Origin of the sequence: Paenibacillus sp. 1_12, from assembly GCF_900114475.1 — a bacterium.
Lineage (GTDB): Bacteria > Bacillota > Bacilli > Paenibacillales > NBRC-103111 > Paenibacillus_S.
In genome coordinates, this window is the sequence record NZ_FOTE01000019.1 from 89,914 (window position 1) to 103,954 (window position 14,041).

At 40.6% G+C, this 14,041-nt stretch carries 18 protein-coding genes; 2 read left to right on the plus strand and 16 right to left on the minus strand.

Translation table 11 applies throughout. The annotated features are described in order from the left end of the window. Positions 1–174: 174 nt before the first annotated feature. The 3 genes from BM210_RS27950 to BM210_RS27960 form a co-directional block, all read right to left on the minus strand. The gene (locus BM210_RS27950; protein WP_091175637.1) at positions 175–888 is read right to left on the minus strand and encodes a GntR family transcriptional regulator; all 714 of its coding nucleotides are present in this window, start codon (positions 886–888) and stop codon (positions 175–177) included. A 74-nt stretch (positions 889–962) separates the two neighbouring features. Continuing rightward, entirely contained in the window at positions 963–2,315 is a 1,353-nt protein-coding gene (locus tag BM210_RS27955) for a WD40/YVTN/BNR-like repeat-containing protein (protein ID WP_143101112.1), read from the minus strand. 165 nt (positions 2,316–2,480) lie between these two features. Further along, positions 2,481–3,044, minus strand: a complete 564-nt coding sequence (locus tag BM210_RS27960; RefSeq protein WP_091175663.1) for a DUF1697 domain-containing protein — start codon at positions 3,042–3,044, stop codon at positions 2,481–2,483. A 217-nt stretch (positions 3,045–3,261) separates the two neighbouring features. On the opposite strand from BM210_RS27960, the gene msrA reads away from it, so the two are divergent. Beyond that, the gene (msrA, locus tag BM210_RS27965; protein ID WP_091175641.1) at positions 3,262–4,398 is read left to right on the plus strand and encodes a peptide-methionine (S)-S-oxide reductase MsrA; all 1,137 of its coding nucleotides are present in this window, start codon (positions 3,262–3,264) and stop codon (positions 4,396–4,398) included. A gap of 68 nt (positions 4,399–4,466) precedes the next feature. Here the strand turns inward: msrA and BM210_RS27970 are convergent, their stop codons facing one another. Beyond that, entirely contained in the window at positions 4,467–5,318 is an 852-nt protein-coding gene (locus BM210_RS27970) for an AraC family transcriptional regulator (RefSeq protein ID WP_091175642.1), read from the minus strand. A 186-nt stretch (positions 5,319–5,504) separates the two neighbouring features. On the opposite strand from BM210_RS27970, the gene BM210_RS27975 reads away from it, so the two are divergent. Further along, positions 5,505–5,831, plus strand: coding sequence for a hypothetical protein (locus BM210_RS27975; protein WP_091175644.1), 327 nt, complete (start codon positions 5,505–5,507; stop codon positions 5,829–5,831). 133 nt (positions 5,832–5,964) lie between these two features. On the opposite strand, the gene BM210_RS27980 is transcribed toward BM210_RS27975, so the two are convergent. The 12 genes from BM210_RS27980 to BM210_RS28035 form a co-directional block, all read right to left on the minus strand. Next, positions 5,965–6,501, minus strand: coding sequence for a histidine phosphatase family protein (locus BM210_RS27980; protein WP_091175645.1), 537 nt, complete (start codon positions 6,499–6,501; stop codon positions 5,965–5,967). A 12-nt stretch (positions 6,502–6,513) separates the two neighbouring features. Further along, positions 6,514–7,005, minus strand: coding sequence for an NUDIX hydrolase (locus tag BM210_RS27985; RefSeq protein WP_091175647.1), 492 nt, complete (start codon positions 7,003–7,005; stop codon positions 6,514–6,516). 377 nt (positions 7,006–7,382) lie between these two features. Continuing rightward, positions 7,383–8,558, minus strand: coding sequence for an iron-containing alcohol dehydrogenase (locus BM210_RS27990; protein WP_091175649.1), 1,176 nt, complete (start codon positions 8,556–8,558; stop codon positions 7,383–7,385). 71 nt (positions 8,559–8,629) lie between these two features. Continuing rightward, positions 8,630–9,097, minus strand: a complete 468-nt coding sequence (locus BM210_RS27995; RefSeq protein WP_091175651.1) for a DinB family protein — start codon at positions 9,095–9,097, stop codon at positions 8,630–8,632. 43 nt (positions 9,098–9,140) lie between these two features. Further along, positions 9,141–9,791, minus strand: coding sequence for an HAD family hydrolase (locus tag BM210_RS28000; RefSeq protein ID WP_091175653.1), 651 nt, complete (start codon positions 9,789–9,791; stop codon positions 9,141–9,143). A 77-nt stretch (positions 9,792–9,868) separates the two neighbouring features. Then, complete coding sequence (locus BM210_RS28005) at positions 9,869–10,405, minus strand: DUF402 domain-containing protein (RefSeq protein ID WP_091175655.1); 537 nt, start codon at positions 10,403–10,405, stop codon at positions 9,869–9,871. Next, positions 10,405–10,893 carry a GNAT family N-acetyltransferase gene (locus BM210_RS28010; protein ID WP_256224100.1) on the minus strand — a complete coding sequence of 163 codons (489 nt, stop codon included), beginning with the start codon at positions 10,891–10,893 and terminating at the stop codon, positions 10,405–10,407. Before BM210_RS28010 ends, BM210_RS28005 begins: the two co-directional genes overlap by 1 nt. 37 nt (positions 10,894–10,930) lie before the next feature. Further along, positions 10,931–11,176, minus strand: coding sequence for a GyrI-like domain-containing protein (locus BM210_RS36330; RefSeq protein WP_091175656.1), 246 nt, complete (start codon positions 11,174–11,176; stop codon positions 10,931–10,933). Between the two features lie 31 nt (positions 11,177–11,207). Further along, positions 11,208–12,014, minus strand: coding sequence for a GNAT family N-acetyltransferase (locus BM210_RS28020; RefSeq protein WP_091175658.1), 807 nt, complete (start codon positions 12,012–12,014; stop codon positions 11,208–11,210). A 494-nt stretch (positions 12,015–12,508) separates the two neighbouring features. Continuing rightward, positions 12,509–12,955: a GNAT family N-acetyltransferase gene (locus tag BM210_RS28025; protein ID WP_218184984.1), complete on the minus strand. Its 447-nt coding sequence runs from the start codon at positions 12,953–12,955 to the stop codon at positions 12,509–12,511. A 92-nt stretch (positions 12,956–13,047) separates the two neighbouring features. Then, entirely contained in the window at positions 13,048–13,506 is a 459-nt protein-coding gene (locus BM210_RS28030) for an NUDIX domain-containing protein (protein WP_091175660.1), read from the minus strand. Between the two features lie 241 nt (positions 13,507–13,747). Then, positions 13,748–14,041, minus strand: a 294-nt coding sequence (locus BM210_RS28035; protein ID WP_143101113.1) for a transposase, incomplete at its 5' end; no start/stop codon positions are given.

Below are 14,041 nucleotides of genomic sequence, written 5' to 3' on the forward strand. Positions count from 1 at the left end.
TCCGAAACCTGTATGATTATTAGCTTTACAGGGGATGTCTAGACAACCTGTTGAGTTCATTATCGCCGCCAATTATAATCGCTGTATTAACTGCATGTTAAACATTTATTAACGACAAAAAAACCGCTCCTCTTTGTTACCAAAGAAGAACGGTTTACGATACTGCCAAATAGATTACCTTGTACGACGAACCCAAAATTTAAATACATCATTGCGGAAGTAATCATAGGAAAACAATATGGGCACCTGTGACTCTGTGTAATGCGTCTGTTTCAACAAAATGACGGTAGCTTCAGGCTTCACCAGCAGCCTACGGCTATTCATATCCGAAGGAGGCGGAACGATGAGCTCCGTGTTCGCACTAACGATCCGAATCCCACATTCCGTCTCCAGGAACTGCATCAACGAGCCTTGAAGCGATTTATTGTGAAACAATTGTCCGACCCTTGCATTTGGCATGATGTTGATGTTAAAAGATACAGGCTCCCCATCGGCCATACGGATACGTTCAATGATCGTTACAGGTTCCTCCGGATTAATTTCCAGAAATTTCGCCCATTCCTCCTGACATGGTTCGATTCTGATTGATTCATGACGCTCTCCTTCTTGCAAGGACGAAGAATTAATCATTTCTGAAGTCGAACTTAAATGGTCGATACTACTCGGAATTGAAGCCAGCGGGCGCACGACATAGCGGCCAAATCCACTGCGAACCTTGAGCTTGCCCTCCTGCTCCAGCTGCTTGACAGCGGAACGGAAGGTCTCCCTGCTAACTTTGAATTTGCGTGCCATATCCGGCTCCGATGGAAGCTTATCACCAACCGCCAATTCACCAGTACGCATTTGACGTTCCAATTCTTCTTTGATTCTAAGGTAATTATGTTTCATCTAATTACGTCCGTTTCTACCCTAAATTTACTAGTATCGTATCAAATAATAGATAAAAAAGAAAGATCACTCTATCAGAGCAGCTGCCATGTGGAGCCGCCATCTTTCGTTTGCAGTAATCTGGAGCCTGTCGCCTCTTCGTTTCTAAGCAGCAGCCAACCGGTCCCTTTCTCGGTGAATTCCATTCTGATTGCATAAGGGAATGTTTTGAACGCACCCGCCAATACCGGATCTTCGGCAATCCTCTTCCAGGTTGTCCCTCCGTCCATGGTATGGCTGAAGCCCCCATCTTTTAGGTACCAGCCCTCTTTATCATTAATAAAAGTAATATCGTAGCTCTTACTTACTAGATCAACAGGCACAGTATTTAACGGCGTAAACGTCCAGGTTTGCCCGCCATCCGTTGTGAAAAAGCCATCGAAATATTGGGTGTCTTTCCCTCTCACCGTTATCGGAAACCAGCCCTTCATCCGATCTGCTCCCCAAAACTGCGGGGCTGCGCTAATTGCATAATTGATATCATTCGTTTCACCTGGAATTTCCTGTAAAGCCACTAAACTCCACGAATGACCGCCATCGCGTGTTCCATACAACTGCAGCTTACCATCTATCGTTTCTAAAGGTACAAAACCATTCAAGGCATCTCTAAAGCTCATCCCTCGCGAATATCCACTTTGCGGAATCGCTTGTGGAGTTGGATTATCTGTGGGTAAATAACCGGTGTTCTCCATAATCTGCTTCCAGCTCGCGCCTCCATCTTCCGTTACATACAGAGATTTCTCGGATTTGCCCATGGCCGCGTCCGACGAACTCAGCAGCCACCCATGATTGGGATTTATAAAGTAAAGGCCTATCGCTCTTACCGTATTGGGCAAATCTGCCGTCTGCCAACTCTTCCCCCCATCCTTCGTGCGGAGCATTTGGGACTTGCCATCATTTTGCCCAGGCTGGAATACCCACATATGATCACGGTCCAGCACATAAATGCCTGAATTGTCTCTAGGTGAAGCCTCAAATGAATGTCCGTCCGCAGGTGGAGACACAGCCGTCCATTTCACTCCAGCATCCTCTGTGCGATACATTTTTAATTCCTTAGCCGTAACTCCCCATGCATAACCAAGCTGGTCTCCGAGCAGGCTCACATCTGTAAGCATCGTTTGAATTTGCTGCTCAGCTGGTTTCTCTGAGCCCGTGGATGAAGGTAAAGAACCCGTGCTGGTGTTATTACTTGACGGACTCGAAGCGTTGGACAGTTCCGATTGATTAACGCTGCCAGTCCCACTTGTCTGACCTCCACTCGTTACAGATGGAGCAGTTACTGAGGCAGCGCCACCGCTTGAATTCGAGTTGGAGCCGCAGCCTGCGGTCATCGCTAGCGTCAATAGCATAATAGGGATTGTATATTTGCAAGTACTCTTCCGTTTCATCAATGTCAATCCTTTCAGATAAATAAGTAAGTTTCCAGAAGCAATATGTACAGCCTCCTTCAACTATCATTACCCTTTTTGAGAGAAATTGATTCTTATTTTGAATTTCTACCTTTCTGATGTTACTTCATCTACGAATTCCTCCAGCTGTTCAAGCTTCACAGCTTATAAGCCTTCTTCTACCAGAGCTTTTCCTAGCATGGTAAGCTTGCTCATAGTTTGCCAGTTACGAGTGGTCGCTGCCACCCCCAGTTTTTTTTCCAAAAAATTGTTTGTAAATATTGATTTGCGAACGCTTTGCCGACATAAGATGTATACCTCAAGCTTTGAACTGGAAAGCTGGAACTCATCGATTTCACTCGTACAGAGCAGCAGCTTCGCTATCTTATCCTCAGACGGTTTCTCAGACAGTAGAGCAATATATACCTTCTCTATCTGAGACGATGGATTGGCCACGAATGGACAATGCTTAGCAATGTGCTCCAGTTGTTCAATCGTTCTGATAACAACCGTGACGACAAAGCCAAATACCTCCTCGATCCGCTGCTCAATTTTCAATCTCAAAGCTGCTTCAGACTCTTCCGATTCGAAAAGAACATTGCCGCTTTGGATATATGTCTGAACTTTGCCAAAGCCCATTTGCTCAAACATCTGCTTTAAATCAACCATTTTGATCAGCTTTTGTCCGCTCACATTGATGCCGCGGAGCAGCGCGATGTATAGATTCACGCAGAAAACCTCAATTCGTTTTATTTCCATTATATCACAAGCTTTAAATGTCCCTACTTTCGTCCTCTCTCTGGACTGAATACATAAAAAAGTTGAATTTGTGGGCTGAGCATCCGAAAAAATATCGAAAGTAATCCTTAGACGCAGACAATACGTAAGACTATTGTAAGGAATTGGCTTTATAATAGTGGTAGATGGTCCGGAGGTGATCGATACGATGAATATGAGAAAATGGATTCTTTTGGCGACCCCACTTGTGCTTTTGATTGTCACTGTATATGCTCCAAGCATTTGGCTTCGAAAAAATGAGGCTGGTTCGGCTCCAGCCTATGCGGCAGCAGCAACGTCTCGTTCTTCCAACGTGTTAGGAGACATTGCCCTTTTTGCCGGAGGTTGCTTTTGGAGTATGGAATCATCATTCGAAAAAATTCCTGGTGTGCTGAGCGTTGTTTCCGGGTACACAGGCGGGCACCTCGATAAACCTTCCTATGAAGATGTCATCACCGAAACGACAGGCCACCTGGAATCCGTAGAAATCCGCTATGATCCGAGTATTATCAACTATGAAGAAATGCTGCAGGTGTATTGGCGGCAGATTGATCCGACAGATAACGGGGGACAATTCTTCGATCGCGGCGAGTCATACACAACAGCGATTTTTGCTCTTAATGAGGAGCAGCGTCAGCTAGCCGAAGCTTCCAAGAAAGCACTATCCGAATCTGGGCGATTTAATAAGCCGATTGTGACACAAATCAAAAACGCTTCTGCCTTTTATAAAGCCGAGGAATATCATCAAGACTACTATCTGAAAAATCCCGACCACTATAACAGCTACCGCAAAGCCTCGGGGCGGGACGCATACTTCAGTAAAATATGGGGAGCTGATCTTCAGGTGAAGCTGACACCAAAAGCAGAGCCATACAAAAATGTCAACAAGGCCGAAAAATTGAAAACTTTGACCGCGCTTCAAGTCGATGTCACACAGCACGAAGGTACCGAGACACCGTTCCGAAACGAATATTGGGATAATAAACAAGACGGCATCTATGTCGACATCGTCTCTGGTGAACCCCTATTCAGCTCCAAGGATAAATATGATTCAGGCACCGGTTGGCCGAGTTTTTTTCAACCGCTTGAACCGGGTAATATTGTGACTAAAGAGGATATCAGCCTGGGGGACATTCGTGTAGAGGTTCGTAGTAAATACGCTAATTCCCATCTGGGTCATCTGTTTGAAGACGGACCCAAGCCTACAGGTCTGCGTTATTGCATGAATTCTGCATCCATGGAATTTATTCCAACAGCACAACTTGATAAACGCGGCTATGGTAAATATGCCAAGCTGTTCAACTAACTAATCACACACTGCGCGGCCAGGTTTTCCGTTCATTTCGGCGGATTAATACGGCCGCGTAGTTATTTTTAAATAAAGCTATCGCGGTACTGTTTGGGAGTCAGTCCAATATTTCTTTTAAAGATACGACAGAAGTAAGAAAAATTAGGCATTCCCACTTGTAATCCAATCTGCTCAATGGCTATCGATTCAGTTTTTAACAACCAGCAAGCCTGTCTGATTCTACGAGCGATTACATAGTCTGTAATGCTGCTTCCGGTCTCGTTACGAAACAAGTGAGAAACATGATATCTGGAAAGATGAAGCTCATCGGCTAATTGACTAAGCTCAAAAGGCTCTGTATAGTGTTCTTCCACCCACTGCATAATTTTTTCTGCATTACGTTCCGTACGAGGAGCGCCCAGAAGCTGCACATCCTCAAGCAACGATTTCAAATAATCCAAAATATGGATGATTAATATTGAAGCAGCTTCAAGCTGCTCGTTTCCATGCCGACCCGACATTTTAGAAACGTAGCGTTCAAATATATCTGACATATAAGCGGCTCCGCTGTCCATCGGAAATACTTGATTCGAGAGCTCATCCTTCCATATATGTTCAAAGAAACGATAGAGGGTCGGAAAGCTTTTAAAATAAGGGGCAAAGGTAGAAGGCTCAAAGGTCACTACCGTGCGTTCATACGGAATCTGATCGCTTACTTCAAAATTCAAGCGGTGAAGCTGGAACGGTTGGATACATACAATACAGCCAGAATTTAAATCGTACATTTTACGGTTCATAAAGATATGCCCTTTACCCTGATGAATGAATAAAATTTCGATGCCTCTGTGATAGTGGTAAAAGCCCGGATAATTCGATACCGAGATATCTCTGTATTTAAACTGTATTTCATTATTTTTTAAAATATCGTCTGATAACATCAAGGATCACCCCAGGATATAAGGAACTGATATTATTATAACATAACAACACAGTGTTATTTTTCAACAACTAACTATAACTTTTATTCATTAAAGTTTGATATGATACTTGTATAGCTAGCTGGTTTGCACAATGTTGTTATTCAACAAAAACATGATCCTAATCTCACCTGGGGAGGGAATGCAATGATTTTATCTGACTTTTTTGAGGATGACGAGGTTCTGAACGGGGTTAAGGATTTGTTGAAAGAAACTTACAAAATAACCGATCACGAAGCTGACTCTATCATTGTTAAAAGCCGTGATAAAGCTGATGGATTTTTAGACGACTATTCCCCTTATGTGAATATCATTAATGATCTTCGGAACTGTCTGGAAGCAACGCTCGAAGCACATTTTCAACAAGTCGATCAAGAAAAAGAGCTGCAAGCGAGAATGAAAAACGATGCAGCTGTATGGCTTACTTTTGAATGTATAAGACGCTTTTGTAAAAAATCACTTTTAACCATTTGATTGAAAGTCCTTAACTATATTGATAGGGGTTGAATACATTCTATCCGGTTTCCAAATGGATCTCTTCTCTTCTTGTCCCTTTGGGATTGTAATTTGAGCATGATGAAAGCCAATGATCATCAATGATCACCCCCTATTGATTTATAACATATTCATATACTCCGCATAAATTGACATCCTCCGAACTTAATTCCATTAAAGTTGCAATTACCATTCCATGACAAACCACCATAACTTTTGAATGATTTACATATTTCTTTAATACGTTACTTGTCCTATTCAGCAAGCTTTCTCTCGTTTCCCATAGCCGAGTTTCTCCTGGAGGATGACAGCCATTGTGTTTCATGTAATCGCTCCATAACTCACCTATTTCCTTGACCGTGGCAGATTGCCAATTATCTGGGGTCCACTCATGCAAATCAAATTCTACTTGCAACGGCTTTCCCAGGTATCTATTCATAATGGCAGCAGTTTGCAAGGATCTTGTATAGGGTGATGAAAGGATCAATTCACAGTCTTTTAAATAAAGGTTATTATTAACCGCTTGCTCTGCTTGCTCAACTCCATTCACTGTCAAAGGAACATAGTCTCTCATGGCACCTTTTAAATTCCGTTCGTCCTTAAACTTCCAATCGGGTTCCCCATGTCTTACCAAGTAAAAAATCGTCATTGATTACCCTCCCTACCAGTTTCCTTCTTTCTGCTTTAAATAATAAATGATTCCTGCGCGATCCACATTTGCAAATTGTAATGGGCTGTTATTGATCAAGTCGCTTAACTCATGAATGTTAATCCATCTTATATCTGTCGTTTCATCTCCGTTCTTTAATAATTCTCCTTCCGCTTTACATCTAAAATAATACCCTACTGAATCAATGGGGCCCTTTATGGTTTGATAGGCGCCAAAAGGTTTTATACATTCGACTTCAAATTCGGGATTGATACCAACCGTATCTATTCTTGTCTCTTCTCCTTCAATTTCAGTTATTTCTAGTCCGGTTTCCTCCTTAACCTCTCTTCTCAAAGCTTGGGTTAATGATTCATAGGGCTCTATTCTTCCTCCGGGCAATTCAATCTTTAATGGTTCGTTGGGTTTACTTCTTGTTTGGATTACAATTTGTTTTTCATTATTATAATTTCTTTCAATTATCGCTCTTGAATTTACAAAAAACATATAATCAGTCCTCTCTAAGAAATACCCAACTCACTTGAGCCATACACGCCTATTTATTTCTGATAGATCGCCGTAAAGTTAAGCGGTTGGTCCAGAACTTGTCATTGAACGACACCGTTATTCGAGCAACTTTTCAACTTCTATCTGTTAATCTATTAGAAAAGATTACTCAAAGGATGGGATTTTGATGTTATATTACTTTCAAATGTTTTTGTCCATGTTGGTATTAGGATGTGTGGCTCTTGTAACTATACTGACTCTCCAAGCTCTTCTTAATAAGTGATCGTAGAGCACTCATGCTTTATACCGTATTGCTATCAGAGCATACATTCACTAATTCGGTTAATCTACCATAAATATGTTTCGCGCCTCAATTTTTAGTTGATGTCGTAGTCATAGCAGATTTGGTAAAGCTCAATTAGCTCCTGCTCAGTGGGTACCCGTTGATTGTTTCCGGGGCTTCCGCTGTTGATCGCATCAGCTGCCATCTTGGGCAATACCTGAACGAACTGCTCGGCATCGATTCCCCAGCCTCTAAGGTTTGGAATATGTAATTGCTTACATAAATGCTTAATTTCTTGGATAAATGCCTCTGCCTGTGCCTCAACCGTAAGATCACTTACATGAGGCCAAATTGTTCTGCTGATCTCAGCCATTTTGGATTCGGCAGCCGGCTTCGTGAATTCCAATACAGCAGATAACAGCATCGCATTCGAAATCCCGTGCGGTACATGGAATAAGGCACCAATCGGTCGCGACATTCCGTGAACCAGAGTTACCGAAGCATTGGAAAAGGCCACACCAGCCATCATGGAGCCAATTGCCATCTGTTCACGGGCTTCAAGGTCTTGACCGTTAACATAGGCTGCAGGCAGGTTTTCCATGATTCGCTTAATGGCTCCTAAAGCAAACGTATCTGTAATCGGATGAGCTTTACGGGACAAATAGGCTTCTATGGCATGGCATAATGCATCTAAACCCGTGGCAGCCGTTACATGAGGTGGGCAGGATAAGGTGAGCAATGGGTCTACAATCGCAATCTGCGGCAGCAGCTCCGGCTGAGAGATCATCATCTTCACATCATGAGTCGTATCAATAATGACCGTTACTTTCGTTACCTCCGAGCCCGTCCCGGCTGTCGTTGGAATGACAATTAAGGGTAGTGGTGGCTGCGAGAAACGGTTGTTTCCCCGATAATCTCCAATGTAACCGTCGTTATTCATCATCACCGCAACGGCCTTGGCTGTATCTATACAGCTTCCACCACCCACTGTAATGACGAAATCGCATTGCTCTCTCCGACATAGCTCCAAGCCCAAGTCCACATACGCATCGGTGGGTTCGGTGTGTACACCTGTAAATGTGGCATATGGCATAGAAATAGCATTGAGGAAGCCCTGGCACTGTGCGACAACGCCAATCTTCTCCATAATCGGATCACTAATAATGAGTGCCTTTTTACCTAAATTCCCTGCTATAGAGCCAAGTTGTTCAAAAACACCTTGACCATAAATAATTTGCCTTGGCATATTCAATTGATAGCCCAAATTCATTTACGATACCTTCTTTCTGTATATTTATTCAAATTTATTAATGACATCTGGTAGTTGTCTCTTATGCATAATTATCTTCCCATGAATTCCCTTCCAATAAAATTTGAGGAAACAGCTTGTATCCCTAGTTCTTTGGACCAAATCGATAGCTGTCCAACATGATGAATTTCATGAACTACAATATGTCTTAAAATTTCGCCCTTATAAAAAGATTTATCCATCCATGAAGGTTTAACGACTTCAAATTCCATATGAGTAGACCAATGATCAATAAGTTCTTTGTTCTCTAATCTTAGTTTGTCTGACAAATTTCTAATGTATTTCAGATTATTGTGCTCGTGATATTGTAATGCAAGATCTGGTTCATTTTTGATTGCTCTTATCCAACTATATTCAACATCTATGATATGAAAAAGGGTTTTGAGAATGGATCCCACCCCTGCTTTTCGATCTCTTAACAATTCTACTTCAGATATTGATTCAAAAGCTTGCAACCATTCATCTCTGACCTGCCAATTGTAAGTAAATAAGGTTTTCAATGGGGTGCTCCTTTATTAAATGGAATGTTAACCCATCTTTGAATTATTGGAAAAGTGACCTTAACCTATGGGTATCTATTTCTCCAAAATCATCTATTATCAACTCGCAGCCACTCATATCTTCGTTTACGTGTTTTAAACCTTTAAACCCAATACATTTCATTCCCGCTTGGTGAGCAGCAGTTTTACCGTTCGTTGAATCTTCAATTACAACACATTCATTGGGTTTAAGAGCTAATTCACTACATGCTTTTAAATATATTTCAGGATCCGGTTTAGATACGGATACATCCTCGTCACAAAGACATTTATCAAATAATTGTTCAATACTGAATATATCTAATACAGCATTCATTCTTTTTCTTGATGCACTTGTTGCTAAAGCGGTATATATTCCATGTTCTTTTAGATCTTCTAATAGCTTTCTTACGCCCGCTACTAAACCTATTTCCCTATATAAATTGATTTCGCGGTCTACATCATACGTGTGAATGAGTTCCGTGATATCTTGGGACAACTTGAATTCTTGCTTTATCTTTTGCCAAAATTGACGTGAACTTAAACTTCCCCACAGCTGAATCTCCTTAACAGAAAGATTACAGCCCAAATTATTTGCAGCTTCATGTAAAAGTTGACCAGCAACCGAATGAGAATCGATGATAACTCCATCCATATCAAATAGCACTGCCTTCATTATACCGACTTCTCTCCTCTCTAAATGCACCTAAATCACGATTCCTCACTGACTTTTTACTGTAGATGACGCAAGGTCTATAGCGTATTCATTAGTTCAAACCGTCTCTTACAATCTTTGATTTCATAGTTTGTATGGCTCTTTATGGATTCTATTAAATCACTCAGAATTACGTTGGCATTATCGAAGTCGTGCTTAGATATTTCCTTTGCATCTAACGCTTCCCCAAGCTCATCTTCATCTAAAACATATAAAGTCCCATCTGGAAGAAGAACCAAGTCTAGATAAAGATCATCTATATAAGGTATACCTTCATTTGTTAAACCTTGATTCTTAATGATATCAAAATACCACTGCACTATATTTCCATGACTATCAAATGTTGTTGTCACGGAGTAACCCGATTCCTGTGGAAAATACATCAACCATTTGAATCCGTCATCAACAATACAAATGTCCTTAGTATCATAGGTAACCAATAAAGGTTCTCTAACCTTACGTAAGTGAAGATAAGTGATGTAACCGCGATAAGAATCGTCATTCACATATAGTTGTTTATATTCTTTTTCCAAAATTCTAAGCCAGTCAGGCCGATCTGCACATTTTCTCTTCATCAAATATCTCCCTTCATCTTGTTCATGTAAAGTGTTTTAACCATTGTTATACTCTCACCATTTAAATCGCCTTTTGTATATCCTTTGCTTATGTAAAAACCAACAGCATCATCCCAATGGTATAACGTTTTAAGTATAATTTTTGTATATCCTCTTTCTTCTGCTATCGTTTCTAATGCACCTATCATTTTACTTGCAAATCCGTACCTTCTGCATTCTTTCTTGACCGACATTCGGACGATTCTTCCTGTATTATCATCAACGGCGATCAATGCCCCACTACATACCACTTCATTTCGTATTAAGCCTACTAAAAATGTATTACCCTGCATTAAATAATTGTCTATAATATTATTAAGGTCTGGATTCAGAGCTGTGCCCAAGAAACCAAAATGTTCTTCCATTCCATCCAGAATTAGTTGTTTAGCATGCATTTGTGTATGTTCATTAACAATTTCAATCGTCAAGTCGTATTGTTTCTGAACCAACCTTGTTAACCTCCATCTCTAATAAATGAAGTGTTGTCTAAACTTTAGATGAAACGCTTCCATTTGTGTATGACTTCTTGTGTACTCTACCTGCATTGTCAGCCTTTCCCTTGAAAGTAAATACAACATATTCATTAGCTGGAATCGTTCTACATACCATTCCCACCGGTATCTCATACTGTTCAGAGACTTCCAAACCAATAAAATATTCAAATTTGTCTTTACTCGGAATATAGTTCTCGGGATCCGTTTCCCCCTCAGGGTTCCCAGACTTTCTTGTCATCCAATAAAAATCCAACTATATTCGCTTATCATTATCCCTTTACCCATGTTGCTCTTGTATATCCAAGCTTCATACCTGTTCTTTCCATGTTTCGGAAACTAGTTGAGGCATATGATGTTTGACCAATTACCAAATCACACTTGTTACTCGCCGCTTCTGATATTCTTCTCTCTAACAATGCTCTTTGAACACCATTATTTCTGTATTCATTTAAAGTTGTCGCAAATGTTAAAGAAGCGATTCCATCATTCATGTACATCACACCTACTCCTGCAGGAATACCATTAACAAATCCAACAAAAAATTTCCAACCCTTCCGATTGAATAAAACAATATTATTATCCGCTACAAAGCCTTTTCCAGAGACAGATAAACCTGTACCAAGACAATGTATCTCAGCATACAAATGAATTTCGTCCTCTTCCAACTCACGAATGGTAATGGACTCATTATATGTTCTTATATATTCGGATTGACCGTATAGTGTAGCATGAAAACCTGACTGGTAAAAACCTCGATCATGTAGCGCCTTCATTAGTTCCTTATTTGCCTTAGACGGTACAAGCTCAAATTGCAATTGACTATCCTTGCTCTCATAAAAATCAATGACTTCATCCAACAAATTAAGCTCATTAATGCTAATTCCCTTTACTGTATTAAATTGAGGCCAAGGCATTTCTTTACTATAAAGTGCTGTTGCCCCACCGAACTTCATTATTTCAATCCCCATTGGATTGCTAAGACGCTCTCTTATCGCTTTCATCCTATCGACCATATAATCGATTTCAGATTTTTCCATGGTTTCAGCAAGTTCTTTACTTAGAATTTCAATTGACATGCAATATCCTCCTTCACCACTCCCTGAAATTTATCATCCGGACCAAAAACATTCGCGGCAGGTATTTTTGTTGACTTAGTAGGCGTTAAAAAGAAATTTGGGTATCAATAACAATATGATTTTACGGATTACTACTGCCGCCGCCATTTCCCAATCTGTAAGCCCCTGCAATCCCATCATATTCCATTTTATCATTCTAGTAAATTGCTATTCTTGTTGTAAAAAAGCGGCCCTCAGGCCGCTGTACAAATTGTTGAACTTTGAAAGCATGATCTTCATAAGTATGCCTGTTTTATTCATTATATAAAATGAACTAAACATCATGACAGCAAAGAGGCGCTGCAAAAGCAGACCCCTCTTCCAATCGCTGTTGCAGCCAGATTCTTTCGATTCTTAGCCCCATAGGGGTAAGAATCCGTCTGCAAAGGCGAACACTTCGTTTCTCCAGAAGGGTCCGCTTTCTCCGCTTGGGCTGTGTGTTTCTTTTGTTCATCTTATGTAGATAAATTCTTTTTAAAATATGTAGCGGACTCGTCATATCCTATGGCCTTGTAAAATCCGCTGGCTCTTCTCGTGGCTAGGGCAACCAGCTTGGATTCACGCTTGCATGCTTTTTCCTCAATTCGTTCCATCAAATTTTGCCCGATTTTCATTCCCCTAAAATCATCTAAAACGAATAATTCTTCCACCCAACTAATGAGTCCATTTGCATAAAAGGTTGAGTGATGAAAAACTAGAACATACCCAACTATTCTTGATTCCGTTTCTGCGATTACAACATCAGCATTTTTATCACATAAGAGATCTTTGAATATCCTCGAGTAATCTTTCATATTTATTTTATAGCTTGTAGCAAGACTTGCAGCTAAATTAAATAGTTCCATTTCGTCTTGGAGAACTGCTTCCCTGTAATTTATATGAATGATAATCGCTCCCTTCAAAAAAGAACTTATTATATTTCTGATGTCAGTTGCGGGGGTTTTCTTCCTAGTTAACGACGATACTGCCTACTTCGAGATATTATCAATGCTAGTTAATTTACATCCCCGATATATATTCGCGATTCTATTTTGTTCTTAATGATGATTCCTAATTTCTTTGGATAAAGTCTTATTTCTTCGATGGTTTCAAGCTCCACCCACTCTACGCCTACCTGGTAAGAATCCGGATTAATTCCATTGGATATATTCGTATGAGGATCCTTCAGCTGACACATAAAATAAAACTCCACCTGATGGATATTGAAATCCCATTCAGCAAACTCGTGATTCTTACCAATATATTCTCTTACATATAGTAAGTCATTGACTATGATTTCTGCACCTATTTCCTCCATACATTCACGAAATACTGCATTTATTAATTCCTCGCCAGACTCTTGACCGCCTCCAGGAAACAAATAAAAGAATCCTTGTTCATCTTGATTCTTGGTTAATAGTACTTTGCCTTCTTGAATAATGATTGCCTTGGCTGAATTACGAATGGGTTTCATCTTTTCTCCTTCTGATTTACAGTTTAGTGGTGTAACATTTTCCGAACCCTTCTTCCTTGAAATCCCTCTGAAGATCAAGCTCTCAGGTCGTACATTCTTGGGTGACTCTCCAATGTTCATATTCCGTCAGTATCATAATAACCCTTAATATGTTTCTCTAAAAATTTAAACGAAACGGGGGTCTGTCAAATCTTTTGTGTAAACTCTTTTAAAAGACTTCTCCCCGAGGGGAGAAAAATTTTCAGCGCAGATGCTGGCCGATGCGATCTGGATAGAAAACAGACAGCTGGAGCAGCATTTGACCCCAGTTTTGGACGCGGCCTGTCCACTTTCGAGTGACGTCCATGGTGGCCAAATAGAGCATCTTTAAGAGCGCTTCGTCCGTTGGGAAGATGCTTTTTCCTTTCGTTACCTTTCGAAGCTGACGATGGTAGCTTTCAATAATGTTGGTTGTGTAAATGAGCTTGCGAATCTCTGGCGGATACTTAAAAAAGGTAGCTAGTTCATCCCAGTTATTACGCCAAGAGCGAAGGAT

Coding starts and splice junctions, on each gene's coding strand:
- BM210_RS28000 (WP_091175653.1), bottom strand. CDS start 9,791: ATGAAGGCAGTGCTATTTGATATGGATGGAGTTATCATCGATTCTCAT.
- msrA (WP_091175641.1), top strand. CDS start 3,262: ATGAATATGAGAAAATGGATTCTTTTGGCGACCCCACTTGTGCTTTTG.
- BM210_RS27975 (WP_091175644.1), top strand. CDS start 5,505: ATGATTTTATCTGACTTTTTTGAGGATGACGAGGTTCTGAACGGGGTT.
- BM210_RS27950 (WP_091175637.1), bottom strand. CDS start 888: ATGAAACATAATTACCTTAGAATCAAAGAAGAATTGGAACGTCAAATG.
- BM210_RS27985 (WP_091175647.1), bottom strand. CDS start 7,005: ATGTTTTTTGTAAATTCAAGAGCGATAATTGAAAGAAATTATAATAAT.
- BM210_RS27970 (WP_091175642.1), bottom strand. CDS start 5,318: ATGTTATCAGACGATATTTTAAAAAATAATGAAATACAGTTTAAATAC.
- BM210_RS36330 (WP_091175656.1), bottom strand. CDS start 11,176: ATGACAAGAAAGTCTGGGAACCCTGAGGGGGAAACGGATCCCGAGAAC.
- BM210_RS28030 (WP_091175660.1), bottom strand. CDS start 13,506: ATGAAACCCATTCGTAATTCAGCCAAGGCAATCATTATTCAAGAAGGC.
- BM210_RS27990 (WP_091175649.1), bottom strand. CDS start 8,558: ATGAATTTGGGCTATCAATTGAATATGCCAAGGCAAATTATTTATGGT.
- BM210_RS27955 (WP_143101112.1), bottom strand. CDS start 2,315: ATGAAACGGAAGAGTACTTGCAAATATACAATCCCTATTATGCTATTG.
- BM210_RS28005 (WP_091175655.1), bottom strand. CDS start 10,405: ATGAAGAGAAAATGTGCAGATCGGCCTGACTGGCTTAGAATTTTGGAA.
- BM210_RS27980 (WP_091175645.1), bottom strand. CDS start 6,501: ATGACGATTTTTTACTTGGTAAGACATGGGGAACCCGATTGGAAGTTT.
- BM210_RS28020 (WP_091175658.1), bottom strand. CDS start 12,014: ATGTCAATTGAAATTCTAAGTAAAGAACTTGCTGAAACCATGGAAAAA.